The following is a 24,692-nucleotide window of genomic DNA, read 5'->3' as shown; positions in this document are numbered from 1 at the left end:
AAGCACAGGGGAAATCTGTGCTTTCTTTTTGCCAATAATTAAAAAAAGAACAATGAATATAACATTTAATGAAGCTTCAGATGCATTGAAAGCATCTGTAGAAAAAGCAAAAGAATTAAATATTCCCGTAAGCATTGCAATAGTAGATACGGGTGGGCATTTAATGACACTGGCGCGGTTAGACAGTACGTATGGTTTGGTGGATTTTGCTTTAAAAAAAGCCAAAACTGCTGTCATGTTTGGGGTGAATAGCGATACTATGGGGGCTATCATTTCAGGAGCTGAACTGCACAGTTACGGTATGATAAATGCCAACGGAGGACTTCTGACCATTGCCGGAGGTGTGGTAATAAAAGATATAAACGGAAATATAATTGGAGCAATTGGTTCTTCAGGAGGGACTCCTGAGCAAGATAAAGAAATTGCAGAGGCTGGTGCAAAAGTATTATCATAATTTTTAAGATCTTTGTAAAATGGAAGCAAAGAGTGAAATCATATTTGATAAATTAGTATATTCCTGTGCTTTTGAAAAATACAGAGGACATGAAGAATTCATACCAGAGCATTTTTTGGGTTTTCAGTTATCCGGTGAAACTCATGCCTTTTATGCAGACGGAAATGTTGTAATTAAAGAAAATACGATCGTATTAGTGAAAAAAAATCAATTGATACGAACCATTAAATATCCTTCCAAATCAGGGAAATACCAGTTTGTTTCCATCACTTTGGACAATCCGGTACTGCGTCAATATGCATTCGAAAACAAGATAGCACTGCGAAAACATCGGGAAATAAAGCAGAAATTATTCTTTGAAGCAGATGATTTTCTTAGCGCTTATTTCCTTTCACTTAGCCCGTATATCAATAAAACAAAAGAAGCTACACCCAAACTGGCAGAGTTGAAAATCAGGGAAGCTATTGAACTTTTACTTCAAAGCGACCCGGATTTAAAGTATGTTTTGTTTGATTTTTCAGAACCATATAAAATAGATCTTAAAGAGTTTATGAACCAAAACTATATGTTCAATGTTTCCGTGGAGGCATTTGCAAAGCTCACGGGCCGAAGTATTTCAAGCTTTAAACGCGATTTTGCCAAAACATTCAACACTACTCCAAAAAAATGGTTAAGAGATAAACGTTTGGATGAAGCAATGTACCGTATTAAACAAAAAAAGGAAAAACCTGCAGATTTTTATCTGGACTTAGGTTTTGAGAATTTATCTCATTTTTATTACGCATTTAAACAAAAATTTGGTATTACTACTTCTGAAATATAATGCATTATGGACTTTTTACAGCAATTGCAACATTTTACGAAAGGCGAAATACAGCAGGGGAAATGGATGATCGGAATAGCGGTCGTCCTTTTTCCTTTTGCCGTTTTTCTTTTTAAAACCAATTTATCCCTACAAAAAGGTATTGTAATTCCTGTTTGTTTACTGATGTTGATCAGTATTGCTTACGGAGGCTATGTACTATATTCCAAACCCGGGCATTTCATGAAAACTGAAAAACAGTACCATTATAATCCGAAACAAGCGTTGGATTCCGAATGGCAGAAAGCGAAATCAGATGATAAAAGCTACCGGATATTAAAATATGTCTGGGGATTCTGTACCATTGTTTTTATTATTTTATATTTCGTATTCACAAAAGATTATTATAAAGGTTTATCAATAGGTTTTGCAGGTCTTTTCTTTGCGCTCTTACTGATTGATTCATTTTTTCATCAGAGATTGAATATGTATATTGAAAACTTACAGAAGTTTATCAATTAGGAAGGGAACATCAATAAATCATGTTATTTGCAGTAACAATTTTATCTAAGCTTTAATTTGATTTATTATTCTAATAATATTATAACATTTTATTAAAGAGCTGTTTACTATTTCATACCGCCTTAGAATTGTGGTTGATCTATCCGGAATATTAAACTATTAAAAACGCAAAGATTGATCTTCAGTCCTCCTGTTTTTAAGTCAGCCAGGATTAAAAACAATTAAAAATGATCTGAGTAAGCTGAAGCGGTAAGTATCTGTGAAGCTTAATTCAGCAGCAAGGCTGTCACTCTTTGCTTCTTAAACTCCACACTTAACCCCTTTTTTCTTTGCGTTTAAAATGATCAAAATTTGGATTCATATTCAGATATGATACAGTTTACCTCGATAAGAATCTATACTTTTCAAACTCTTGGTAAATAATAATTCAATATAAAAAGTTTAAACAACTTCTATACATATACATAGATAGTTCTAATCATTCTGTTTATTTTTATATTTCTATTAGTCTTTTTCCAAAAAAATGTATTTCAATTGCATTTTAAAGTTTATTCTGATCCGGATGGTGCACCAACAGGGGAATATTTAACAAACTTTAACTTAAAAATGGCATTAATTGTGTTGATTAATGCAAGTATTTATTAGAAATTTACCAATTATTTTAAATTAAGCTATGTCAGATACATATCAGGCGGAAGATATTCGTCAGCTAACAGAAAAAGTAAAGGAACAGAATTACTTATTCTCACTTCTGAGACAAGAGATCAACAAGGTTATTATAGGGCAGGAATATATGATAGACCGTCTTTTGGTAGGTCTTTTAGGCAATGGCCATGTCCTTTTAGAGGGAGTTCCCGGGTTAGCTAAGACATTGGCCATAAAAACACTGGCAGAAGCAGTTCATGGCGATTTTTCAAGAATTCAGTTTACGCCGGACCTGCTGCCGGCAGATGTGGTGGGAACCATGATCTATAATATTAAAGAAAATGATTTTTCAATAAAAAAAGGGCCTGTTTTTGCCAATTTTGTGTTGGCAGATGAAATTAACCGTGCACCTGCCAAAGTACAGTCTGCCCTTTTGGAGGTGATGCAGGAAAAGCAGGTGACCATTGGTGATGAGACCATGAAACTTCCGAAGCCGTTTTTGGTATTGGCTACCCAAAACCCTATTGATCAGGAAGGAACTTATCTGCTGCCTGAAGCACAAAGCGACCGTTTCATGTTGAAATGCAAGATCGATTATCCTGAGTTTGAAGACGAAAGAACAGTAATGAGAATGGTTTCCACTTCCCATCAGCCTGTGGTAAAGCCTGTGATCTCCCTTGAGAATATTGTAGATGCAAAATCGCTGGTCAACCAGATCTACCTAGACGAAAAAATTGAGAAATATATCCTCGATATGGTGTTCGCGACCCGTTATCCTGAAAATTACGGGCTTTCGGAGCTTAAAAATTATATCAGTTTCGGAGCTTCCCCAAGAGCATCCATCAACCTTGCGATTGCTTCAAGAGCGCACGCATTTCTGAAAGGAAGGGCATTTGTTATTCCTGAAGATGTAAAAATGCTTGCAAAAGATGTGCTGAGACATAGGATAGGCTTAACTTTCGAAGCTGAGGCTGAAGAAATTTCAACCGAAGAAATTATCAACAGGATCTTAGCAAAAATCCAGGCACCTTAATCTTTTTTAGATGGAAGAAATAGTGATCAGAAAGGCTGTTCAGGAAGATTGCGCTCCCATGTTGGAGCTGATCAAAGAATTAGCAGAATATGAAAAAGCTTTGCATGAAGTTACTTTGAATCTGGAACAATTTACCGAAGACGGATTTGGAAAATCTCCGGTTTGGGGAGCTTTTGTAGCAGAAGCTGATGGAGAAATTGTAGGAATTTCACTGTATTACAAAAGATATTCTACATGGAAAGGGAGGAGGCTTTATCTTGAAGATCTGGTGGTGACGGAAAGAATGAGAGGGAAACAGATCGGTAAGAAATTATTTGATGCTACACTGGAATATGGAAGATCCAACGCATACAGCGGAATGGTCTTTCAGGTACTGAACTGGAATGAATCAGCGATCAATTTCTACAAAAAATATAATCCTAAGTTTGATGACGAATGGCTGAATGTTTCCATTGAGTTTTAAGTTATAAATTATGAGTTATGAGTTTCCCGTCTAATCCCGCAATCTATATTTAAAGCCTGCTGCTTAAATGAAAATAAAGGATATAGTAAAAAAAGTAAAGCAGATAGAAATCCGTACCCGAAAGAAGACGGAGGCTACTTTAATGGGGCAATATCACAGTGCTTTTAAAGGACAGGGAATGACTTTTTCTGAAGTCCGCCCGTATCAGTTCGGAGATGAGATCCGAAGGATCGACTGGAACAAAACAGCCCGTTTCCGTGAACCGTTTGTGAAAGTAATGGAAGAGGAACGGGAACTCACCATGATGCTGTTGGTAGATATTTCTGCCTCAATGGATTATGGAACCAAAACCCAGTTAAAAAGAGAGTATGTTGCGGAAATAGCGGCAAGTCTTGGTTTTTCCGCAGCGGGAAATAATGATAAGGTGGGACTGATCCTGTTTGCAGATAAAGTATATAAAGTAATTCCGCCTCAAAAAGGCAGAAAACATATCCTTTCCATTATCAGTAATATCTTAACGGCTGATTATGTACCTTCTGTTTCTAATATTGATAAAGCAATGGAGTATATGATGGGGATATTTAAAAGGAAATCACTGGTTTTTCTTTTATCGGATTTTGAGAATCCATATGATTCCAGGATCCTTCGGGCTGCTTCAAAAAAACATCAGGTGTTGGGAATGCGGATCTATGACGAAAAAGATAATGAAATTCCCGATGTAGGATATGCCCTCTTACAGGATGTGGAAACAGGAACTAAAGTTTGGGCCAATACGTCAAGTGCGAGATGGAGATATACTTTTGCAGAGGCCCAGAAGCAAAAAGTAAGATTTTTAGAAGATGATTTTGCCAACAGTTCGGCGGGTTTTATGAACATTAATACCGGTACGGATTATTCAAAACTGTTGTATAATTATTTTCAGAGAAAATAATGATGTGTTTATATTTGTCATGCTGAAAAATATAGAAGGTAGTGAAGACTCTTTTTGTATGGAGATTTTTCCTTCGTCAGAATGACAAATAGGATATAAACTTAATGATAAAGTTGAAAAAAATATTATTTACCATATGTTTCCTGATCTGTGCGACAGCCTTTTCGCAGATCCTTTCTTCCAGTATTGAGAAGAAAACCCTTGCATTGGGAGAAACAAATCTTTTTATTATTAAAATAGTCAATCTGACCGGGCAGAATGTTTCTGCTGCCGCCAAGGATGAGCTGTTGCCTTTTCATTTTGAAGAGATCAAAGACAGTATTGGGGTCAATACCCATTCTTATGAAAGAAAAATAGAGTTTGCCGTATACGAGGAAGGTAAATTTACCATCCCTGAACTGGAATTTAAAGTAGGTGACAGGATCTTAAAAACAATCCCTTATGAGATAGAAGTTGTCAATACGGCGAAAAAAGGAGACCAGATCAATGATATCATGAAAAACAAAGAAGTAAAGCTGGAAACAGCAGATTACTGGCAGTTGTATAAATGGTATGTTCTGGCAGCACTGGCCCTGATTGCTCTGATTATTGTTACTATCATATTCATAAAATGGGGCAGGAAGAAGAAAAGCTCACCTGTTGTGGCAACTAATCAGACCTTAAAGGAACTGGACTCCCTCAAAAAGAAAAAATATATTGAAGAAGGCAATTACCGTTCGTTTTATGTAGAGCTGATCGATATTTCCAGGAAATTCATCACCAGGCAGTATCATTTACCAGCAGATGTTCTTTTGACGGATGATCTTATCCAGCTTATGAAAAAAAATAATACCATTTCCCAGGAAAATGAAAAGGTGGTGGAAGAGGTATTCTTAAGAGGGGATCTTGTGAAATTTGCCAAAACTTTCCCGGATAAAGAAACTATGGAAAAAGATTTTACGGAGATCAGGGAATTTGTGAAAAGGTCGTCAAAAGATCTGGAATTTGAAAACTTGAGAAAGGATGTTTAATTTTGAGTTTTACAGCCCCTGGTTCCTGCTTCTTTTTCTCCTGTTCATACCTCTTATTTTCAGAGATATCAGCACACCGAAGAAAAAAGGAATAAAAGTGCCCACTGTACAGCATATGAAAAGCAGCGGGGGAATTCAGCTTGTTCTTTTCCTGCTGAAGATTTCAAAATATCTTATGCTTTCGGCCCTTATCATTGCAATGGCAAGGCCGCGGACTTTCACAGTTTCTCAGGACAGGGATGATACCAAAGGTGTAGACATTATACTTTCCATAGATGTTTCTTTAAGTATGCTGTCCAAAGACCTGAATCCTGACCGTATAACAGCATTGAAAAATATTGCCGTGAAATTTGTTGAAAAACGCCCGAATGACAGGATAGGGGTTGTAGCCTATGCTGCGGAAGCGTTCACGAAAGTACCGGTAACCTCAGATCATCAGGTGGTTATTGATGAAATAAAGAATTTAAATTCTGCAGGGTTAGAGCCCGGAACAGCCATTGGTGAAGGACTTGCAGTTGCAGTGAACCATTTGGTGAAGAGTAAAGCAAAAAGCAAAGTGATCATCCTGATGACAGATGGTGTAAGCAATATTGAAAATGCTATTCCTCCGATGGCCGCTGCAGAATTGGCAAAAAATAATAATATAAAAGTCTATTCCATCGGGATTGGAACCAATGGTTATGCCCTGATGCCTACCGCACAGGATATTTTCGGCGATCTGATTTTTACGGAAACCGAAGTGGCCATTGATGAAAATACGCTGAAAGAAGTGGCACAGACAACCGGGGGTACCTACTTCAGGGCAACTTCCAACAGCAGTCTGGAAGAAGTGTATGATGAAATCAACCAGTTGGAAAAATCTGATGTGAAAGTTTCAAAACTGTATAATTATCAGGAATATTTTACCATATTTCTTTGGATAGCATTAGGGATCCTGATCATTGATGCCCTGCTGAGATGGGTATTTTATAAAATTTTAAGCTGATGGATTGGTATTTGGGAAATTACTGGTATTTGTTATTGTTGCTGTTATTGCCGCTGCTGGCTTCCTTTTTGATCCGTTTTTTAAAATGGAAGAAAAAGAAAAAGGAGATCTTTGCAGAAGGCAATTTTCATGAGAACCTGTTTGAAAAGAAATCAGGTTTTACGAAATTTTTTCCGGCTTTATACCTTTTGGGAACGCTCTTCCTGATCTTTTCGATCATCGATCTGTTAAAAGGTTCCGAAGAAATTAAGAGCAGCCAGAGGCTGAATAACGTGATCTTCATGCTGGACGTATCCAATTCAATGAATGCGGAGGATATGGAACCCAGTCGTTTGGTCCAGGCAAAAAACCTGATGATACATACCATGCAGAAAATGAAGAACGATAAAATAGGAATCGTGATCTTTGCAGGTGAAGCAGTCTCTATTATGCCTTTAACAACGGATTACAATTCTGCCGAAACCTATATCAGCGGAATAGAGACGAATTCTATGCAGATCCAGGGTACAGATTTTCTGAAAGGAATGCAGGCTGCGGCAGAGAAATTTAAAAATGTGAGCAAAGGATCGAGAAAGGTAATATTATTAAGTGACGGGGAAGATAATGAGGGGAATGATGATGCAGCTGTACGACTGGCCAATAAAGAAGGGATTTCTGTTACCTCAGTGGGAATAGGGTCTGATGAAGGGGCTCCCGTGCCGGAATATGAGTTCGGGCAGCTGATGGGATATAAAACAGATATGAACGGGCAAACGGTCATTTCAAAAAGACAGACGACAGCACTTAAAAAAATAGCCGAGTCTACGGACGGGGCCTATATTGACGGAAATAATATCAGTGTGGCTCCGGATCAGATCATAGATGCTGTAAATAAGAGGTTTTCATCTACGGAAACCCTTGTGAAATCACAGAATGCTAATCATTATTACCAGTATTTTCTGGCGGTTTCTCTGCTGTTTTTCTTTTTGATCTATATTTTCAATCCTAAAAGGGACTTTAATGTTTAATTTTTTTAATGATTAGTAAGGGGTTTAAAGTGTACTTTAACCGAATTTTAACAATTAAAAGCCTGTTTATTAACATATAAAGGAATAATTTTGCACATGATGAATACTAAAATCATATTTTTATCGTTAATGATTGCTTTTTCATTTTCTCATTTCCTGTATGGTCAGAAAAACTACAGGACTTTGGTGTATGAAGGCAATCAGAAATTTAATGGTAAGGACTATGATGGAGCATCTTCCAGGTATATGGAAGCGGTACAATCTAACGGAAATGATTTTACGGCACATTATAATCTGGGAAATGCGTTGTATAAAAATAAAAAGTATGAAGATGCCAAAGCGGAGTTCGAGAAAGCACAGAAATTTTCCCAGACCCTTCCGGATAAAGCGGCGGCCCTTCATAACCTGGGAAACACTTATATGCAGATGAACCAGCCTGAAAAAGCTGCAGATTATTATAAGCAATCCCTGAAGCAGGATCCTTACAATGAGGCAACAAGAAAAAACTATGAAATTGCCAAACTGAAGGAAAAAGAAAACCAGCAAAAGAAAAACGAGCAAAACAACTCAGGAAAAGGCGGTGGCGGAAATGATCAGAATAAAGATGACCAGAAAGGTGACAAAAAAGATCAGAAACAGGATCAGGGCAACGGGCAGCAGAATAAAGGAGAAAGCGACCAGGGAAATAATCCTGATCAGAATAAAAATAATGAAGGCAAAATGCCTAAAGACCTTGAAAACGCAATTTTAAATAAAGTAAGCGAAAAAGAAAAAGAAACCGCCAGAAGAATTTTAAATAAAAATTCTTATTCGATGCCTGAGAGCAACGAGAAAGATTGGTGATGCAGTACAGACTGGCCTACATATTATCTATTCTTATATCCGTAATTTCTTACGGCCAGGTAAATATTACCGTAACTCCGGATAAATATGAGTACAGCGGGAAAGATATTGTCAACCTGACGATTGCGCTGGAAATCATTGGCAGCGAATATACCCAGCAAACCCCGCTTCGTTCACCGGATTTTTCCAAATTTAATATCATAGGGAGCGGATCGCTCAATAACGGGTTTATGGATCCGGAGACCAATACAGCGATTACCCAGTATGTAACACGCCTTGCTCTGGAGCCCAAACAAAAAGGAAAAATAAAAATAGGTTCCTTTCTGGTGACCATCAACAACAGGATCTATAAAACGGAGCCTTTCGACATTTTGATTAAAGATGTTGAGAGGAAACCTGTTGCCAGTAACACATCCAATGATGTTTACCTGAACATGGAGATTGAGGACCGGGAAGTATATCAGGATCAGCCTACCATTGCTGTTTTAAGGGTATACTCTAAAAACATAGACAATTTCAGAAAAGTGAAAGACATCCGTCTTCCGGAGCAGGATAATATCAGTGTCCATTCTGTCAACTATCAGAAATCTGAGATCGATCCTTCGGGATATGGGAATATGGCTTCACAGGTTTTGGCCATGTTCATGGTATTCCCCAATGAAGCGGGATATGTAGAAGTACCGGCAGTATCTGCTTCTGTGAACTCCTATACTAATAAGAACAGGATTGTTTCCAACAAGGTAAAGCTTAATGTTAAAAAACTTCCGGAAGGCTCTCCTGAATACTTTAAAAATGCTGTGGGAAATTTTAATGTAAGTGTTTATAATGCTTCCAAGGAAAAAGTTGAGGTAAAAAAACCGATCAATGTAGTTGTGAAAGTTACCGGAGAAGGTAACCTTTCGGATATGGAACTTCCAAAAATAGAGTCCTCTCCTGACTATGAAGTTTTTGCCCCTAAAATAATGTCTACTGTTGCTCCGGGAACTACAGGAATTAAAGGGGAAATCCTTGCCAACTTTGTCGTTATTCCGAAAAAGCAGGGGCTTATTTCCATTAAAACAGAACAGTTTGCATTCTTCAACCCTGAAAGTAAGGAATATGTGGACCTGGGACAGGAAACCCTGTCGCTGAATGCACTTTCTCATGAGCAGATCCTGGAATCGAGGACTACGGCGGAACGGGTGAATGAATATACCAATAACTTTCTGGAGACCGTAGATACGCCGGTTCTGAAAACCACTTCCTTTAAGGTTAAGGAGAAAAGCAAGTTCCACTGGAATATCCTTTTAACAAATATTGGTATTCTCCTGGGGCTGTTCGTTATTTATCTGTTATTTAAGACCTGGCAGAAGAGACGACGTCTTTTGGTTAAAGAAACTATAGCTCCAAAACCTTTAGGCTCCGTTGCAGAAACCGAAAATGAAATAAGGGAAAGCCTGAAGACAGACATTAATGATTATTTTACCTATTTGAATAATCTTAAAAATAATAATGATTATGATAAATTCTTTGAAACTGTAGATGAAATGGATGCAGAAGTAAGAGGACAGTATTATCAGAGTTCGTCTGAAGATTTCAGAAAGTTTCTGGAGAATTACAAAGGTTCATCAGTTGCCGAAGAATACAGGACTCTTTCTCAAAGGATACAGATAGAGAAGTATGCTCCCGTAAAATCGGCTGAAGGAATAGAAGACCTTTTTAAGGCGGTTGTTAATTTGTATTCTCAGATTAGCAAATAATCAATTATTTTTCATATTTTTGCGAAATTTTTAATTACAAAGACATGGAGATTTTTGAGCATTTTTCATTTAAGGAAATCCTCACCTGTTTTATGGTACTTTTTGCTGTAATTGATATTATCGGTTCCATTCCCATTATAGTAAGTTTACAGCAGAAGTTTGGAAAAATTGAAGCAAAGAAGGCGTCGATTACTGCGGGATTGTTAATGATGGTTTTCCTTTTCGTAGGAAATAAGATCCTGAAATTTATTGGAGTTGATGTAAATTCCTTTGCCATTGCCGGAGCATTTGTAATTTTTATTATTGCTCTGGAGATGATCCTCGGTATCGAGATCAATAAATCTAAGGAAGCAAAATCGGCATCCATCGTTCCTATTGCCTTTCCGTTGGTTGCCGGTGCAGGAACTTTGACTACCACGTTATCTCTCCGGTCTGAATTTCACGATGTCAATATCATTTGTGGCATCATACTCAATACAATTTTCGTATATTTGGTGTTGAAATCGGCTACTTGGTTAGAAAAGAAAATGGGGGAAGCTACGCTGGCTATCCTGCAGAAGGTTTTCGGGATCATCCTTTTGGCAATTTCAATTAAATTATTCACCGCAAATTTTGCTCAGTTGGTGCAGAATTCTATTAATTTTTAAAAATCATGCAGAAGTTTTATAAAGTATTTTTAGTACTGTTCGTTATTTTTATTGCCGTTAATTTTTATACCATAGACTGGAACTCAGAGATATTGGCAGAAGATAACTTCAAGTCTGTCATTTCAATTGCCTCGGCTGTTATTGGTATTATTTTACTTTTTGTACTGAATACCTGGAGCAAAATAGGAGTGAGGAAATAATTTTCCGACTATTAATTACTGATAAATAAGCCTCTTCTTTGGAAGAGGTTTTTGTTTATTTAAGACTATCTTTAGCGCAAAAGTTTGTCATTCCGCAGGAATCTCAACAAAACCATTTAAAAATTGATCGGTTAGATTCCTGCGGAATGACAATCCTCATGAATATAATATTGTAATTAAAGTTACATTAAGTATGAAATAAGCATTATCATTGTCACTCAGAAGGAATCTCAACTCTTTTATTATATTCCTAGGGAATGACAAAAATAAAAGTTAAGATGCTTCGAGAACTACATTTGCAAAATGTCGTTTTGTGCTTGGTATGACATTCCTACTATTGGGTATAGGACACAAATATGTTTTAAGTAAAAGCAATAGTTTTAAGAAATCACCAGATTTTTCAATACAGCTTCAGATTTCAGCTCGGTTTCCCGCCACTCTTTTTCAGGGTCGCTTTGGGCTGTAATGCCTCCTCCTACGAACAAATGAACTGCGTTCTGATATAATCTGGCACAACGCAGATTGACAAAATACTGAACGGTTTCTTCCGTTTCAATTTTGATATACCCCGCATACAATTCACGGGGGGATTTTTCAAACCTTTGGATACTTTCTATGCAAAAGTCCTTCGGAATACCGCATACAGCCGGAGTAGGATGTAGTTCTTTAATAATGGATTCCAGGTCTTCCGGACGAATTTTGACTTTAAAATCTGTCCGAAGATGTTTTATAGAGCCGGAAATATGGTCATAAGTTTCGGACATGTTAACTTTTCCGGCATATTTTTCAAGAACTTCCCGGATATAGGATGATACGGGCTTTTGCTCTTGTATTTCTTTTTCAGACCAGCTTTCCGGAACCGGTAAAGTACCTGCCAGGCTCATGGTCTCAAACTCATGGGTCGTTTTATTGAATTTTCCCAGAACTTCTGAAAAAGCACCTATCCATGAGTTTTCTCCATTAATGAAAATATATCGGAATGCATTGGGATAAGATTTGCAAAGATTTTTGAAGCTTTCATTCAGGTTAATGTTTTTGAAATCCCGGAATATTTTTCTTCTGGAAAGGACCAGCTTCGGGAGATTATTTTGTTTGATGAATTCTATCACATGGTTTAACTTATGCAAATATTCATCTTTGGTTTCAGCATTAAATTGGCTTTTGTCCTTTGACAGGGACAGATTTGTAAGTTTTATATTTTCAAACCTTTCCGGGGTTACTTCAATGCAGTTTCCGTTGAAATTTTGTTGTATGAAGCCGTCAAAAGAATGAAAGCTTACAGAACTTTTAACAGGATCATTGTCTGTAGTGTACAGTTTTTCGTTGAATGGCAACTTGAAGTAAATCATTAACTTGATGCTTTTTCGGAAACATTATTTAGAAATAATATAAGATATTCCTAAGTTGGTTTTTCTTTCAGCAAAGGTATTATTAGTCTCAAAGATGTCAAAATCAAACGATGGATTTTTTAATGAGACATTCTTCATTTTACAATACTGGTAATCAAAAGACAGCAGAAACCGTTTGAAAAAGCGGTATTGAAGCCCGAGAGAGAATCCAAAATTGATCTGATGGGTCTTGAAGTCATCCAATTTGTTCAGAACATCATTTTCCGGAACCAGAAACTGCATCTTATAGATATTCTTATTTGCCAGAAAACCAACGAAAGGACGGATATTCTTCCATTCATAGAGTAATTTCAGCTGAAGGGCGTACTCGAAATGCTTGTTATTGAATTTCTGAAATAATAATGGCTGATGGTCTTTGCTGAAGTAAAATCCGTTCAGAAAAGTATCTTCTTTATTGGCGTCCAGATCAAAGGTGGAATTCCAGTAATAAACATTGGCTGATAGCATTACTGATAAGGGTGAAGCAAAAATATTTTTTGACACCCAGGCCCCGATATTTTCTCCAAACTGCTGTTTTTGATCTGAAAGTTCTTTTGCCCAACTGCTCTTTTTCAGCCCGGCTCCGGTTTCAATGCCGTATTGGAAGCTTGTTGCCGACTGATTTTGCCGATTGGAATTTGTTTTATTTTCTGCAATATTTTCTCTGACGATATTCCTGATTTCTTTTTCCTGTATGTTTAAATGGGAAAAAGAAACTGTGCCAGGCTTTAATTTTAGAGATTTTTCTAAATAAACTGTGTCATAGACTATCACCTTTTCATAAACGTAGACGGTGTCGGTTTTTGGTTTTTGTGCATTTGAGAAATGTAATAAAATAATTGTGAAAAAGGAAAGCAGCTTTCTGAGGAACATGGTTGTGGAAGTTAGTTTTATCTTTCTATAAATATAGTATCTTTCTGGATGATTTTTTTTACGACAATTACCTTTTTGGGGATGTCGGGAGAGTCTTTGATAATTGTTTTTTTTGATCTTTGTTGAAGAGCAGTTACATCTTCTTTTGAAGGTAAATTTTCTTTTAGGCTGCCTTCTTTAGAATCCGAATATCCCGAATTTTTAGCAAAAACGACGGGTTGGCTGGTTGCAGTTTTTAGGGCTGCTGCTTGAGCAATAGTCTTTTCTTTGTTTGTTTTGGAAGCCGGATGAGCAGTGTATGTATGTTTCGGCGGAAATGATTTTGCAGGTTTCAATAAAAATATGGAACTCAAAATAATGACCAGAAGGGTAGCACTGATTGTTAATTTCTTTTTTAGATTTTGATCTGTTCCTAAAGCTAAGGCTTTAAATTCAGGGTTTTCAGGGATGTCAAAAACTTTTGAAGGAGATATTGTAAAATCGGAAAACTTGCTTTTAAAGGCCTGTGCCCATAATAAGCCGCCCAATCCAAACAAAATAAGGATCTGTGTGGTTTTTTTTCTGCTTTTCGGGATATTTTGGTTTCTGACCGTATTAATGAGATAGTTCTGAATAGATTTTTTTGCCCTTAATAAATGCGATTTGGAGGTATTAACGGAAATCTCCAAAAGACTGGAAATTTCCGCATGAGAATAGTTTTCAATATAATATAAATTGAAAACGGATCTGTGATGGGAAGGCAGGCTGTCAATAGATGATAAGAGCTCTTCCCGTGTAAAATCATATGCTAAAATGTGTTTTTTCTCTTCTGACGCAGAATAATGGCTCATCTCTGAAAAGGTATCTGGGATTTCTAAGGGTTCGGTAATGATAAAAACTTCCTTACTGGCTTTCCGCCGGTGTTGTAAAGCATTATTGACTACAATTTTTTTAAGCCATGCAAACAGCATTTTCTCTTCCCTGAGCTGGTGGTTATTTTGTATTGCCGTAATAAAGCTTTCCTGAATAATATCTTCTGCAGCATATATATCATGTATATACCTGCGGCAGATCCCCAAAAGTTTTGGGGAATATTCCTGATAGATTTTTTGCCAGTTGTGCTGCTTAGGCATATTTAATGTTTTACAACAGTAATATTATTAAAACCTGATCCAAAATTTACATTTTGAATGGTTTGCGTTTCTACATTATTAATATATACTTTAAATTCAGTATCATTTGGATCGGTTCTGATCATGTATACATTTTGATCCATTACTTTCAAATCTTTAATGATTGGTTTTGAAAAATTGGGAGAGGAAATTAAATTTCCGTTTTTGTAATAATAATCCTGACTGCCATTATTATAAAGGTCATTTTGATCCAGTGCAGGAATATTGCTGCTATGATATCCGCTAGGTAATGGCGGTATATTTACCTGATTGCCGGTTTGTAAATTTTTGTAAAACAGGAGTGTGGAAAAGTAGATGTTGTCATTGTTGGAAACTACATTGGTGCTTTGAGGCCCGGACGTTGGAGAGCTAAACAAAGGATAAAAAGTTGTGTTTTTAAAATAGCCACTTTCATAGATGCCATTTTCTTTTTTTACAGCGCCTACATAAACATCTGAATTAAATTCCGTTATTGTGCATATGTCGTTATAGGTTGATATATCTTTGAATAATAATGTTTTAACTCCGTTTTTCCAATAGCAAAATTCATATTTATCGGCTACTGAACTGTTAAATACCCATGTATAGCCTACAAAGTAAATGTTTCCATTTTTTACATAAAAATCAAAAATATCAATTACCGACTGATTGGTAAGGCCCGCAGCCTGATAATAAGTAGTATAGTTTCCGTTTTTCCAATAGCCGTATCTTCCTTTAATGTAAACGTCATTTCCGGATATATATATCTTTGATGGGACATGGTCTATTGAATTATTTGCTATGTTATGCTTTATTCCGTTCTTCCAATAACATAACTGGCCACTTTCTTTACCTGAAACATATACGTCATAAGAAGCAACCTGTTTCTCTAAGGTTTCAGCAATATCATTATCTCTGCAGGATATAAAGAATGTTAATAAAAATAATAAAGGTAAAATTAAAGTTTTCATGGTTCTTTTTTCTTATAAGATGATTAAAAGTAAAAAGGTTGCAGCAATAATATAAAAAAAGACTCAAAAAATTGAGCCTTGCATTGTTTTGAAATATTTAAATTACCTGTTGAGTATATTATTTGTCATGGTTGTATGGTTGATGAGATCTCCTTTTTCATCACGGATCTCAATTTCGGAAACGTGCATGGTCTTTCCTTTTCTGATGAAGCGGGCGGTTGCGGTAACGATGCCTTCCTTTTTGCTTTTTAAATGGTTAGAATTAATGTTTGTTCCTACTCCGTAATATTTGCTGCTGTCAATAAAAATATTAGACAGGCTGGATCCTAGCGTTTCAGCTAAAACGCAGCTTGCTCCGCCGTGTAAGATCCCGAAAGGTTGGTGTACCTTAGGCTGAACGGGCATGGTAGCGGTAAGTGTTTCATTGTCCAGATCTATATCTGTAAATTTTATTTCCAGAGTTTTTGCCAGCGTCACATTTCCCCAGCTGTTTAAAAATTCCAATATTTCTTCTTTGGTTTCGCCTTTCATTTTTTATAAGTGATAAATGATGATTGATAAATGATGAGTAATAAGTAATTGGCAATGAGTAATTTTGCTAACTTCTAACTTCCCATTACTCATCTCCCATAATATTAGGGTTCCAGTTGGCCGGAACTTTAGGGGTAATATCGTTTTTGATATAATAGTTCTGAATTTCTTCCATGATTTCTGAGAATGGAACAGAAACAATCTTTTCATAAGGGATGGTATACCCTAAGTAAATAATATTCCTTTTAAAATCTCCCGCGGCTAAAACAATAGGTACCTTAGCGGCCATAGCCATATGATAAAAGCCTTTTCTCCATTTCGGAACCCAGCTTCTGGTACCTTCAGGGGTGATCACAAGGCTGAAGTCTTCTTTTTCAAATTGTCTGGCTACAAAGTTCACCAGATCATTTTTCTGGCTCCTGTCGATCCCGATTCCTCCCAAGCCTTTAACGAGACCGCCGTACCATGCTTTGGTATGGGCATCCTTGATAATTACTTTCAGAGGTTTTTCCAGAGACCAGTAGGCAAAATTACCCAAAATATATTCCATATTATGGGTATGTGGAGCTACAACGAGGATGCATCGGTCCAGGTTGTTTACATCACCTTGCAGAACAACCTTCCAGCCCATGAGCTTTAACATCAGTTTGCCTATCAGTTTTTTCATAATATCCTGTATTAAAACAAAAAAAGTATAACCAAAAAATGGTTATACTTTACAAATATATCGAAATATTATCGCTCTTAAAACAAACCGCTGATTAAATCTACGATTTTCATTACAATTTCTAATGCTAACTGTATCATGGTTAAATTTTTTTGGATTTGGAAAAATTTATAATAACTACACGAAGGTATAATATTTTTTTAACATAAAGAACTAAATAATCATATTTTTTTATCTTTTAGAGAGAAGAAGAGTGTGAATTTCAAACGGTTGCCATCCATTCACACCTTCTTGCCACTCTCTGCAGTTAATTATTTAGTTTGTATGGAAATTTCGTTTTTACCTTCTTTGATCTTGATGTCTACATCTTTCATTTTTTTGATGTCGGACTTCATAGAGTCAATTACCTTATCGGCGTCAGAACTCGGAACTTTTTTTCCGTTGACGATAACGCTGTCTTTATCATCAGAGTCATATTCAATGGTAGAGCCGTTCACGGTAATTTTATTGTTCTCAATTTTGATATTGCCATCTTCGTCTCTATCCTGCTCATCATCATTTATGCCGTCTCCATTAAGGTCTCCGTCAAAATCAATTCTGTCTTTTTTAACAGGAATTACAACGGTTTTTTGAGGGATAACAAGCTCATAATTGATGCTGTAATCTCTGAACCTATGGTCATAAGGGTATTTTACATAGTTTGGAAGAAGGATCTTGTTGTTTACAATTTCAACAGGAACACTTATATTTAGCGGGATATTGTACCCTCTGGCTTCCTTTTTAATAATTAAATATGGTGTTTTTATATCTGCCTTCCTTGTAACATCTACATGGATCCAGTCTTTTTCAAACACAGACTTTTTATCAGAGTAGATATTGTCTTCAAATCCTTTAAACTCCTGAGGAATGGTTACCTGCTTCACATCGATATACAGGCTGTCTGAGGTAGTATTGATCGATACTTCTTCGGTGTCTTCTTTTTCACCTTTTAAGAATAGGTCCTGCTTGGCCATATTGATTCCGAAATAGGTGCTCAGACCGATCAGAATAAGTACCAGTGCCCCGATTACCCAGCCGATATTTCTTAATTTTGTTTTCGGAGAGATCAGCTTAATGCTCAATAAAGCGAAGATGATGGCAGGAATTAAAGTTCCGATCACGATCATTGCCATAAGGACATACTTCATTTGTCCGTCATCAAAAAGATAGTTCATATGGTTAATAGGCGGAAATTCATCATTTCCCATAAAACCGAAGACTACAAAAGAGCTTATCAACATGCAGAAAGCTACGAGCCCAAAAAATCCTCCTAACAGATAACGGATTACATTCCATATTCCGCTCCCGGCATTATTGATGTACGGCTTACTTTCGTTATACATTTCTCCGACCCTCTGAGTAGATTCGTTGGCAAACTGCACCAACTTGTTGGACTCATTCTTAAGATTGTCGAAGTTCATAGGCTTTCCCTTCATTTTCAGGAAATCTGCTGCGGTTTCTGCTTTAGGAAGTACGATCCAAAGGATAATGTAAAGCAATACAATTAATGAAGATGAAATAGCGGCCGTAAAAATTCCAAGGATGAAAATTCCCAGCCAGATAGCTCTCATGGCCGTAATATCCATTCCTACATAGTGGGCCAGCCCTGCACAAACCCCTGCGATCTTTTGTCTTTCAGGATCGCGGAAAAGCTGTTTTTTATCTGAGTATGCGGTTCCTGTGCTGTTTTTTGAGCTGTTCTTTTCAGAATAATAAGCTTCTTCCTGCTCTTCGATCTTTTCAGGAGTCCCGATCTGGGCAATTACCTTTTCCACATCCGTATCATTGATCACGTCACGTTTATTTAATGAATCTCTGAAGATCTCCACCATTCTGATCTCTATGTCATGCATTACCTCATCTGCTTCCGAAGCGTCCAGTGAGCTTCTCAGGGCATTCAGGTAATCGCTGAGCTTTATATATGCGTGTTCTTCTATGGTAAAAGAAAAACCTGCGAGTCCTATTGAGAGTGTCTTGTTCATAGCTTTGTTTTTTAAATTTTTTGAGTGATTTGGTTTACTGAATGTGTTAATTCGTTCCAGGTATTTTGAAGTTCATCTAAAAATAACTTGCCTTTTTCTGTAATCTGGTAGTATTTTCTTGGAGGCCCTCCGGTAGATTCTTCCCATCGGTAAGAAAGGAATTCGCCATTTTTTAATCTTGTCAGAAGAGGGTAGAGTGTTCCTTCTACTACATCCAGTTTTCCTTTTTTCAGTTCATCTATAAGGTCGGAAACATACATTTCACGATGATTGATGAGACTTAAAATACAGAATTCCAGAATTCCTTTTCGCATTTGCGCTTTGGTATTTTCAGTATTCATCTTTAATAAGTTTTTAATTAGGTTATATTTTCAGAATGTGCTCCTAGCTAGTTGAGCCTTTTCCGATTTTACATTACAAAGATATGTAAATAAAATGGTATTATGTAATACAAAGTAGTAAAAAAATAATATAAAATATTTTAACTAATTGATAATCAGTTGAATTATTTTTAATGTAAAATTTTATGATTTAAATTAATGATAAAAAATCTCTATTTTGAGATGATTTTTCCTTTTACACTTACAGGCCTTAAAGTGACCAAAACTTTTTTCTTTAGTTGATTTTGATACGACTGGAAAGAAAAATCTCTATAGAACCTTCGTACTACAAGAGCCATTTCCATCAGGGCAAAATGTTCCCCGATGCATAGCCTTGGCCCTGCTCCGAAAGGATAATAAGGAAAGTTCTTGGAATTCTCATCATCAAAACGTTCCGGAATAAAAGCATCAGCGTTTTCCCAATATTTTATATTCCTGTGTAATCCGCTTATATAAAGGATAATCTGGGTACCTTTTGGCCAGGAATATTCTTTAAAGCTGTCATCTTCCAGAGCCTCGCGGTCAATGGCCCAGGCCGGGGAATGGAGCCTCATTGCTTCTTTGATAATGTTTAAGGTATATGATCTTTTCATTAAAGATTCAGCGGTGAAAACAGATTCTCCTTCATCCAGTATTTCTTTATTCAGCTTTTTTTCTGCTTCGGGGTTCCGGCTGATCTCATAAAAAATAAAACTCAGGGCATTGGCAGTGGTTTCATGGCCTGCGATAAAAAGAATCAGCATTTCATCTACCAGCTGCTCATCCATCATAGGCTGCTGCGTATCTTCATACCGGGTTTGGATCAGCATATCCAGAAGATCATTCTTTTCCTCAGAGGAAGCCCTTCTTTTGTCCAGGATGCTCTGAATAATTTGCCGGGCTTTTTTACTTTTCATAACAGCCTTGCGGATTACCCCGAACAGAGCCAGAAATTTTGCATAAAAAGGCAGTCTCACCTCTTTGGTGGAAACTTCCTGTACATCTGTGATGATCCTGCTGAGTTCATCAGTCATCTCTTCATCAATATCAGAACTGAAAAGTGTTTTAGCTACAATATTGAAGGTTAATTTATGAAAAAAGACATAGAGATCGGTTTCACTTCGGGTTTCAAAAAGTTTAAAAGACCTGTCGATCTCATCCTGCATGATCGAAACCAGATTCATGATCTTTACCTTGCTGAAACCGGGCTGTATCAGCCTCCGCTGCCTTAGCCAGTCCTTTCCGTTATTCGTCAATAATCCCTTTCCCAGGTATTTTCTTAAAGTAACAGACTGGATTTCGGATTTATAATAGTTTTTATGGTTCTGTTTTAAAATATATTCAACGAATTCCTTGTCCTGCGAGAAAATAAATTTTTTATGGGTGAGTGTAGCATTGATGTAAAAGTTATCCCCCGCAAATTCATGATTCCTGCTGAATACTTCAAGCGGATGGTTCACTCCCTTTAGCAATGAATATAGTTTTCTTTTCCCTTTGATTTCGGGCGGATAATTAAATGCTGAAGCCATGATGTATATTTCTCATTTAAAATTACGATTTAATCTTCAAAGAAGTTTAAAACACTATTCCTATTTTTGCAGGATGAAAATACAGAAGGAAATCGATTTTATTTTAGCTGCTGATGCTTTAAAAAATGTACAGAGACGAAACTATAATGCGGATGATTCAAGAAGGGAAAATACGGCCGAACACTCATGGCAGATTATTATTTTGGCGCAAATCCTTTATCCTTATGCCAAAAACAGAGCTGATATAGACCTTCTGAGGGTGATAAGAATGCTTTCCATTCACGACCTGGTGGAAATTGAAGCCGGAGATACTTTCCTGTTTGATGAAAAGGCAATGGTGGGGAAGTTTGAAAGGGAAAAACTGTCTGCACAGAAAATATTCGGGATTTTAGATGAGCCTTTGCGTTCAGAATTCTTTAATCTGTGGCTTGAATTTGAGGAGGAAAAGACCCCGGATGCTGTTTTTGCCTGTGCTATAGACCGTATTATGCCTTTTATCCTGAACTCCCATACTTCCGGAAAAAGCTGGACGGAAGCTGGCATAACGGAAAAACAGATCAGGAAAATGCTGGAAAATGCCATTAGCAGGGCATCAGACGAAATGGGGGAGGCTTTTGAACTGTTATTAAGCAGAAACCTGGAAACGGATAAGGTTTTAAAATAAGTTTCAAATAATCGCAAGGCAAGATAAAGAATATCGAGTATGCTTATTTTGAAGAATTCAAATACTAAACTTAATGATTGAGTTTTGACGTTAAATAGGTTCCGGCGGCCAGAATGGCCGCCGGAACCTATTTAAATTATAGTACCTGAATGGGTTTCTTGAACTCATCAATCGCCACAAAAGTAAAATCCCCTACAATGGCCCTTTCTCTTTCATAGCTGTACATCTGCTCCGTATAGATCTCTACATTCACTCTCATACTGGTCGTTCCCACATGAACTACTTTTCCGACCAGTTCAACAATAGTTCCGGCAGGAATAGGTTTCTTGAAATCAATTTTGTCACTGCTTACAGTCACCACTCTTTTTCTGGCAAAACGGGTAGCCGTGATGAAGGCAGCCTCATCCATCAGCTGCATGGCGGTACCTCCGAAAAGCGTATCATAATGATTGGTCGTATTCGGGAAAACGGCTTTGAAAATTCTGGTTTCGGAGGCTTCAATTCTTTCTTCTGTAGTCATATCTCATTTATTATAATTAAAGCGAAATGAAATATACCAAACAACAGAATGATAGCAGGAACTCAAAATCCCTGAAACATCCATCAGATCAATAAACTTCAGATCGCGAAAGTTTTTTGTTTAAAGAAAAAGGCAGGTCTCCTGGCTTGTACCCTCTTTATTTCCTTCCCATGCTCCGGGCACGGTGGATCATTAATAAAGACCTTGGTAGTTTACAGTTGCGCGACAGCTCGTGATTTTACACGATTCCCTTTTAATCTGCGGTTAGGCAGAACCAATTTCTATTGATGAATAAGCTTAAAGCTTTTTCAGGAGCAAAAATAAGGATAAAGCCGGGAATTCCGTTAAATTATTCAGGATTTTTGTAAATAATCTGGCTGATGACTTTTCCTTCTTTGATCGTCCAAAAGGTAACATACCTGTTTTCTCCTGAACCATTGATCATATAAAGGAAAATATGATCCTTATCGAGAGCGGTTACCCCGATATTGTTAAAATCCGTAGATGGCTGGAATAGATTTTTGATGGCATCCCTTACAAAAATAGAGCCTCTTCCGGGCTGCTGAACCTTTATAGATCTGATCTCGGTCATTCCTTCCGGAAGCTCTTTACCGATTCCCCAGGGTTTTACCTTATCTATTGCAGCAATATTTCCTTCAGCATCTTTTTCCTGTTTACGGTATCCGGCATTGGATGGGTAAATATCAATGATCACCTTACTTCTCTGTGCAGCCGGTATTTTTGAGTCAGTATCATCAGTGAAAATAAGGGATTTCCCGTTTTTCGATTTAGAAGGAGTGAAATGAGGCAGCCGGTCGATAAAAACAACACGGTCTTTATTCACCATACCCTCTTTATTAAGGCTGTCGTATCTTATGAAAAGCTTTTCTGTTTCCGGTTTCTCAGGGTATTTGATCCAAAGCCATTCCGTTTCACCCGGAGCGGGTTTTACATAGACAAAGACATCCCCTTTACGCATACGGATCTTATCCACGATTTTTCTGTAATTATCTTTCGGAACACGAACCATTGCATAGCCTTCTTCTGCTTTTACCACTCCAAAAGGAACTTTTTGCTGGCCATTTACAAATGATAGGGAAAAAAGACTGAATACTGATATATAAAATGCTTTGCTTACAGAGGTCATCATGAAAATATTTGATGCATCAAATATATAATTAAATATTTTTAGGAAGATAATTATGTAATTGCAATTCCTTAAAATCTTTGATCTTCTTTAAGTGAGTATCGGAAAGCAGGTAAATTTCATCTGAAATATCCAGTACCTCCTCATAGCGGTGATCCGAAATGATAAAGCCTTTGTCCACAGCTTGCTCTTTGATTAAATTTTTCATTTCTTCTGTCACTTTTGGGGAAAGTCCGTTAAAAGGTTCATCCAACAATATGAATTCGGCATCGGAAAAAGCACTGAGTAATGTTTCAACGATCTTCTTTTCCCCTCCGGAGAGGCTTCTTGAAGTCTGATCCAAAAATGGAGCTATTATATCCAGCTTATACAGTTTTTCTGCATTCTCATTGTTACAAAAGAGTGGGATCAGGTTTTTGATCTTACAGCCTTTGGGCAGGAAAAACTCCTGAGGCAGATAAGCGATCCTGCTCTTTCTGTCAGATTGGTTTCTCAGGATCTTATGATCCAGCTTTATAAACTGATGATCCCCTTTTACCGTTCCGAAAATGATTTTAAGCAAAGTAGATTTTCCTTCACCGTTTCTGCCCAGAATACCTGTAATTGTACCTGTTTTACAGCTTAAGAAAATATCCTGAAGTACCTTCCTGCTTCCAAAAGATTTCGTCACACTATCAATATGTAATGTACTCATAGAAACAGGGTAATGGTTTTTACAATCAGGCTGATGACGAGGGTTGAGATCCAGAGCAATCGCTTTGAAAATCCAAAATTCGCATAGAAATAATATTCGTTTTTAAGCCTTACTTCATAAACGAAATAGTGAAGTAGGGGAAATATGAGAAAAAAACACAATCCGAAATTTTGGTATGAAAAACCTGTGAGGGAAATGATCAGTAAAGAAAACAAAACAGTGGGAATCAGCAGTTTTCCATAGAATATCTGGAGAATGGTAAGATTTTTCATCATGATCAATACATAATCTTTCCATCACAGCAAATTTTCAGAAGCCATTTCCTGTTGAATTCTTTCTACATAATCTTTTTTTACAATTACAGTTCCGGCTACATAATCATGTAAAGCTCTTTTTCTGGGGTTTGTCAATAATACTATAAGTTCGCTCCAGGTCCAGGCATTACTCACCCAACTGTAAATGGTAAAAAGAACAGGTGAAAGTGACATTAAATACTGCGATTGCTTTATCCAGCTTAAATTTTCAAATGTCACTTCATCAGCTTTCAATATTGAGTTAATCATTAAAGTAACACTAAAAGCAGTCAACATCAACGTTAATAAATGCCTGAGAAAAGCCTCTTTGAATGTAATATACTGTCCGTTAAGCTTTAAGATTTGCATTCCCATAATTAATTTACCGGGTGTGCCTCCATATTGTTTGGGCAAATAAATGTTATACCAAAGATTGAACAATAGGTTGGGTACTATTGTATAGAAAAACATGTCCAGGCTGAATGAATTAATGAACAGTATAATAAAGATTAGTGGAGAAAGAATAATAGCATCCAGTAGTAATGATGCTAACCGGGTACCAAAACCAGCGTAGATATTATCATTTATTCCTTCGATTCTTAGGGGTGTTTTTTTCATGTTTTA

The 24,692-nt window shown here is 36.9% G+C and carries 28 protein-coding genes and 1 riboswitch; of the genes, 14 read left to right on the top strand and 14 right to left on the bottom strand.

All coding sequences use genetic code 11. The features are described from left to right. Positions 1-52 precede the first annotated feature (52 nt). The 13 genes from HNP38_RS06430 to HNP38_RS06370 all read left to right on the top strand — a co-directional run bounded on the left by HNP38_RS06430 (position 53) and on the right by HNP38_RS06370 (position 11,281). A complete protein-coding gene (locus HNP38_RS06430; protein WP_184186252.1) occupies positions 53-454 on the top strand; it encodes a GlcG/HbpS family heme-binding protein in 402 nt (133 codons plus the stop codon). A gap of 19 nt (positions 455-473) precedes the next feature. Beyond that, positions 474-1,277 (top strand): helix-turn-helix domain-containing protein, encoded by an 804-nt coding sequence (locus HNP38_RS06425; RefSeq protein WP_184186249.1) that lies wholly within the window; start codon positions 474-476, stop codon positions 1,275-1,277. Between the two features lie 6 nt (positions 1,278-1,283). Continuing rightward, positions 1,284-1,778 (top strand): hypothetical protein, encoded by a 495-nt coding sequence (locus HNP38_RS06420; protein ID WP_184186246.1) that lies wholly within the window; start codon positions 1,284-1,286, stop codon positions 1,776-1,778. A 673-nt stretch (positions 1,779-2,451) separates the two neighbouring features. Further along, positions 2,452-3,456 (top strand): AAA family ATPase, encoded by a 1,005-nt coding sequence (locus HNP38_RS06415; RefSeq protein WP_184186242.1) that lies wholly within the window; start codon positions 2,452-2,454, stop codon positions 3,454-3,456. A gap of 10 nt (positions 3,457-3,466) precedes the next feature. Then, positions 3,467-3,919 carry a GNAT family N-acetyltransferase gene (locus tag HNP38_RS06410; RefSeq protein WP_184186239.1) on the top strand — a complete coding sequence of 151 codons (453 nt, stop codon included), beginning with the start codon at positions 3,467-3,469 and terminating at the stop codon, positions 3,917-3,919. 67 nt (positions 3,920-3,986) lie between these two features. Further along, a complete protein-coding gene (locus HNP38_RS06405) occupies positions 3,987-4,850 on the top strand; it encodes a DUF58 domain-containing protein (RefSeq protein ID WP_184186236.1) in 864 nt (287 codons plus the stop codon). A 113-nt stretch (positions 4,851-4,963) separates the two neighbouring features. Next, complete coding sequence (locus HNP38_RS06400) at positions 4,964-5,860, top strand: BatD family protein (RefSeq protein ID WP_410493764.1); 897 nt, start codon at positions 4,964-4,966, stop codon at positions 5,858-5,860. Continuing rightward, complete coding sequence (locus tag HNP38_RS06395; RefSeq protein ID WP_184186230.1) at positions 5,853-6,845, top strand: VWA domain-containing protein; 993 nt, start codon at positions 5,853-5,855, stop codon at positions 6,843-6,845. The genes HNP38_RS06400 and HNP38_RS06395 overlap by 8 nt, the downstream gene beginning before the upstream one ends. Beyond that, positions 6,845-7,852, top strand: a complete 1,008-nt coding sequence (locus HNP38_RS06390; RefSeq protein WP_184186225.1) for a vWA domain-containing protein — start codon at positions 6,845-6,847, stop codon at positions 7,850-7,852. Before HNP38_RS06395 ends, HNP38_RS06390 begins: the two co-directional genes overlap by 1 nt. Before the next feature lie 96 nt (positions 7,853-7,948). Next, a complete protein-coding gene (locus tag HNP38_RS06385; RefSeq protein ID WP_228460973.1) occupies positions 7,949-8,695 on the top strand; it encodes a tetratricopeptide repeat protein in 747 nt (248 codons plus the stop codon). Next, positions 8,695-10,434, top strand: coding sequence for a BatD family protein (locus HNP38_RS06380; RefSeq protein WP_184186222.1), 1,740 nt, complete (start codon positions 8,695-8,697; stop codon positions 10,432-10,434). The genes HNP38_RS06385 and HNP38_RS06380 overlap by 1 nt, the downstream gene beginning before the upstream one ends. 44 nt (positions 10,435-10,478) lie before the next feature. Beyond that, positions 10,479-11,081 carry a MarC family protein gene (locus tag HNP38_RS06375; protein ID WP_184186219.1) on the top strand — a complete coding sequence of 201 codons (603 nt, stop codon included), beginning with the start codon at positions 10,479-10,481 and terminating at the stop codon, positions 11,079-11,081. 5 nt (positions 11,082-11,086) lie between these two features. Further along, entirely contained in the window at positions 11,087-11,281 is a 195-nt protein-coding gene (locus HNP38_RS06370; RefSeq protein ID WP_184186216.1) for a hypothetical protein, read from the top strand. 380 nt (positions 11,282-11,661) lie between these two features. On the opposite strand, the gene HNP38_RS06365 is transcribed toward HNP38_RS06370, so the two are convergent. The 9 genes from HNP38_RS06365 to HNP38_RS06325 all read right to left on the bottom strand — a co-directional run bounded on the left by HNP38_RS06365 (position 11,662) and on the right by HNP38_RS06325 (position 20,750). Continuing rightward, entirely contained in the window at positions 11,662-12,630 is a 969-nt protein-coding gene (locus HNP38_RS06365) for a chorismate-binding protein (protein ID WP_184186213.1), read from the bottom strand. A 24-nt stretch (positions 12,631-12,654) separates the two neighbouring features. Continuing rightward, entirely contained in the window at positions 12,655-13,542 is an 888-nt protein-coding gene (locus tag HNP38_RS06360; RefSeq protein WP_184186210.1) for a hypothetical protein, read from the bottom strand. Between the two features lie 17 nt (positions 13,543-13,559). Next, positions 13,560-14,654: an RNA polymerase sigma factor gene (locus HNP38_RS06355; protein ID WP_184186207.1), complete on the bottom strand. Its 1,095-nt coding sequence runs from the start codon at positions 14,652-14,654 to the stop codon at positions 13,560-13,562. 2 nt (positions 14,655-14,656) lie between these two features. After that, positions 14,657-15,643, bottom strand: coding sequence for a hypothetical protein (locus HNP38_RS06350; RefSeq protein WP_184186204.1), 987 nt, complete (start codon positions 15,641-15,643; stop codon positions 14,657-14,659). Positions 15,644-15,745: 102 nt separating this feature from the next. After that, positions 15,746-16,174, bottom strand: a complete 429-nt coding sequence (locus HNP38_RS06345; RefSeq protein ID WP_184186201.1) for a PaaI family thioesterase — start codon at positions 16,172-16,174, stop codon at positions 15,746-15,748. An 85-nt stretch (positions 16,175-16,259) separates the two neighbouring features. After that, entirely contained in the window at positions 16,260-16,841 is a 582-nt protein-coding gene (locus HNP38_RS06340) for a 1-acyl-sn-glycerol-3-phosphate acyltransferase (protein WP_184186198.1), read from the bottom strand. A gap of 311 nt (positions 16,842-17,152) precedes the next feature. Continuing rightward, on the bottom strand, positions 17,153-18,862 hold the full coding sequence (locus HNP38_RS06335) for a PspC domain-containing protein (RefSeq protein WP_184186195.1): 1,710 nt from the start codon (positions 18,860-18,862) through the stop codon (positions 17,153-17,155). An 11-nt stretch (positions 18,863-18,873) separates the two neighbouring features. Then, on the bottom strand, positions 18,874-19,203 hold the full coding sequence (locus HNP38_RS06330; protein WP_184186192.1) for a PadR family transcriptional regulator: 330 nt from the start codon (positions 19,201-19,203) through the stop codon (positions 18,874-18,876). A 212-nt stretch (positions 19,204-19,415) separates the two neighbouring features. Next, entirely contained in the window at positions 19,416-20,750 is a 1,335-nt protein-coding gene (locus HNP38_RS06325) for a cytochrome P450 (protein ID WP_184186189.1), read from the bottom strand. Positions 20,751-20,823: 73 nt separating this feature from the next. On the opposite strand from HNP38_RS06325, the gene HNP38_RS06320 reads away from it, so the two are divergent. Continuing rightward, a complete protein-coding gene (locus HNP38_RS06320; protein WP_184186173.1) occupies positions 20,824-21,414 on the top strand; it encodes an HD domain-containing protein in 591 nt (196 codons plus the stop codon). A 136-nt stretch (positions 21,415-21,550) separates the two neighbouring features. Here HNP38_RS06320 and HNP38_RS06315 read toward each other — a convergent pair whose 3' ends face one another. The 5 genes from HNP38_RS06315 to HNP38_RS06295 all read right to left on the bottom strand — a co-directional run bounded on the left by HNP38_RS06315 (position 21,551) and on the right by HNP38_RS06295 (position 24,686). Further along, positions 21,551-21,934, bottom strand: a complete 384-nt coding sequence (locus HNP38_RS06315; RefSeq protein WP_184186170.1) for an acyl-CoA thioesterase — start codon at positions 21,932-21,934, stop codon at positions 21,551-21,553. A 113-nt stretch (positions 21,935-22,047) separates the two neighbouring features. Then, positions 22,048-22,228, bottom strand: a riboswitch (cobalamin riboswitch). A 55-nt stretch (positions 22,229-22,283) separates the two neighbouring features. After that, positions 22,284-23,084 carry a hypothetical protein gene (locus tag HNP38_RS06310; protein WP_184186167.1) on the bottom strand — a complete coding sequence of 267 codons (801 nt, stop codon included), beginning with the start codon at positions 23,082-23,084 and terminating at the stop codon, positions 22,284-22,286. A gap of 28 nt (positions 23,085-23,112) precedes the next feature. Further along, on the bottom strand, positions 23,113-23,775 hold the full coding sequence (locus HNP38_RS06305; RefSeq protein WP_184186164.1) for an ATP-binding cassette domain-containing protein: 663 nt from the start codon (positions 23,773-23,775) through the stop codon (positions 23,113-23,115). Continuing rightward, entirely contained in the window at positions 23,772-24,050 is a 279-nt protein-coding gene (locus HNP38_RS06300) for a hypothetical protein (RefSeq protein ID WP_184186161.1), read from the bottom strand. The genes HNP38_RS06305 and HNP38_RS06300 overlap by 4 nt, the downstream gene beginning before the upstream one ends. A gap of 21 nt (positions 24,051-24,071) precedes the next feature. Further along, positions 24,072-24,686 carry an RDD family protein gene (locus HNP38_RS06295; protein WP_184186158.1) on the bottom strand — a complete coding sequence of 205 codons (615 nt, stop codon included), beginning with the start codon at positions 24,684-24,686 and terminating at the stop codon, positions 24,072-24,074. Between the last annotated feature and the right edge of the window lie 6 nt (positions 24,687-24,692).

It is taken from the genome of Chryseobacterium defluvii, assembly GCF_014204415.1.
In the GTDB taxonomy this organism is placed as follows: Bacteria; Bacteroidota; Bacteroidia; order Flavobacteriales; family Weeksellaceae; genus Chryseobacterium; species Chryseobacterium defluvii_A.
Note: the sequence above shows the minus strand (reverse complement) of the source record. Positions and strands in the feature narration are given on the sequence as shown.

What these genes read in the sequence shown, in the direction of transcription:
- HNP38_RS06330 (WP_184186192.1), bottom strand. Translation starts at nt 19,203, where the DNA reads ATGAATACTGAAAATACCAAAGCGCAAATGCGAAAAGGAATTCTGGAA.
- HNP38_RS06395 (WP_184186230.1), top strand. Translation starts at nt 5,853, where the DNA reads ATGTTTAATTTTGAGTTTTACAGCCCCTGGTTCCTGCTTCTTTTTCTC.
- HNP38_RS06320 (WP_184186173.1), top strand. Translation starts at nt 20,824, where the DNA reads ATGAAAATACAGAAGGAAATCGATTTTATTTTAGCTGCTGATGCTTTA.
- HNP38_RS06380 (WP_184186222.1), top strand. Translation starts at nt 8,695, where the DNA reads ATGCAGTACAGACTGGCCTACATATTATCTATTCTTATATCCGTAATT.
- HNP38_RS06365 (WP_184186213.1), bottom strand. Translation starts at nt 12,630, where the DNA reads ATGATTTACTTCAAGTTGCCATTCAACGAAAAACTGTACACTACAGAC.
- HNP38_RS06420 (WP_184186246.1), top strand. Translation starts at nt 1,284, where the DNA reads ATGGACTTTTTACAGCAATTGCAACATTTTACGAAAGGCGAAATACAG.
- HNP38_RS06355 (WP_184186207.1), bottom strand. Translation starts at nt 14,654, where the DNA reads ATGCCTAAGCAGCACAACTGGCAAAAAATCTATCAGGAATATTCCCCA.
- HNP38_RS06350 (WP_184186204.1), bottom strand. Translation starts at nt 15,643, where the DNA reads ATGAAAACTTTAATTTTACCTTTATTATTTTTATTAACATTCTTTATA.
- HNP38_RS06410 (WP_184186239.1), top strand. Translation starts at nt 3,467, where the DNA reads ATGGAAGAAATAGTGATCAGAAAGGCTGTTCAGGAAGATTGCGCTCCC.
- HNP38_RS06305 (WP_184186164.1), bottom strand. Translation starts at nt 23,775, where the DNA reads ATGAGTACATTACATATTGATAGTGTGACGAAATCTTTTGGAAGCAGG.
- HNP38_RS06415 (WP_184186242.1), top strand. Translation starts at nt 2,452, where the DNA reads ATGTCAGATACATATCAGGCGGAAGATATTCGTCAGCTAACAGAAAAA.
- HNP38_RS06360 (WP_184186210.1), bottom strand. Translation starts at nt 13,542, where the DNA reads ATGTTCCTCAGAAAGCTGCTTTCCTTTTTCACAATTATTTTATTACAT.
- HNP38_RS06425 (WP_184186249.1), top strand. Translation starts at nt 474, where the DNA reads ATGGAAGCAAAGAGTGAAATCATATTTGATAAATTAGTATATTCCTGT.
- HNP38_RS06370 (WP_184186216.1), top strand. Translation starts at nt 11,087, where the DNA reads ATGCAGAAGTTTTATAAAGTATTTTTAGTACTGTTCGTTATTTTTATT.
- HNP38_RS06430 (WP_184186252.1), top strand. Translation starts at nt 53, where the DNA reads ATGAATATAACATTTAATGAAGCTTCAGATGCATTGAAAGCATCTGTA.
- HNP38_RS06310 (WP_184186167.1), bottom strand. Translation starts at nt 23,084, where the DNA reads ATGATGACCTCTGTAAGCAAAGCATTTTATATATCAGTATTCAGTCTT.
- HNP38_RS06295 (WP_184186158.1), bottom strand. Translation starts at nt 24,686, where the DNA reads ATGAAAAAAACACCCCTAAGAATCGAAGGAATAAATGATAATATCTAC.
- HNP38_RS06325 (WP_184186189.1), bottom strand. Translation starts at nt 20,750, where the DNA reads ATGGCTTCAGCATTTAATTATCCGCCCGAAATCAAAGGGAAAAGAAAA.
- HNP38_RS06335 (WP_184186195.1), bottom strand. Translation starts at nt 18,862, where the DNA reads ATGAACAAGACACTCTCAATAGGACTCGCAGGTTTTTCTTTTACCATA.
- HNP38_RS06390 (WP_184186225.1), top strand. Translation starts at nt 6,845, where the DNA reads ATGGATTGGTATTTGGGAAATTACTGGTATTTGTTATTGTTGCTGTTA.
- HNP38_RS06375 (WP_184186219.1), top strand. Translation starts at nt 10,479, where the DNA reads ATGGAGATTTTTGAGCATTTTTCATTTAAGGAAATCCTCACCTGTTTT.
- HNP38_RS06345 (WP_184186201.1), bottom strand. Translation starts at nt 16,174, where the DNA reads ATGAAAGGCGAAACCAAAGAAGAAATATTGGAATTTTTAAACAGCTGG.
- HNP38_RS06405 (WP_184186236.1), top strand. Translation starts at nt 3,987, where the DNA reads ATGAAAATAAAGGATATAGTAAAAAAAGTAAAGCAGATAGAAATCCGT.
- HNP38_RS06385 (WP_228460973.1), top strand. Translation starts at nt 7,949, where the DNA reads ATGATGAATACTAAAATCATATTTTTATCGTTAATGATTGCTTTTTCA.
- HNP38_RS06340 (WP_184186198.1), bottom strand. Translation starts at nt 16,841, where the DNA reads ATGAAAAAACTGATAGGCAAACTGATGTTAAAGCTCATGGGCTGGAAG.
- HNP38_RS06315 (WP_184186170.1), bottom strand. Translation starts at nt 21,934, where the DNA reads ATGACTACAGAAGAAAGAATTGAAGCCTCCGAAACCAGAATTTTCAAA.
- HNP38_RS06300 (WP_184186161.1), bottom strand. Translation starts at nt 24,050, where the DNA reads ATGATGAAAAATCTTACCATTCTCCAGATATTCTATGGAAAACTGCTG.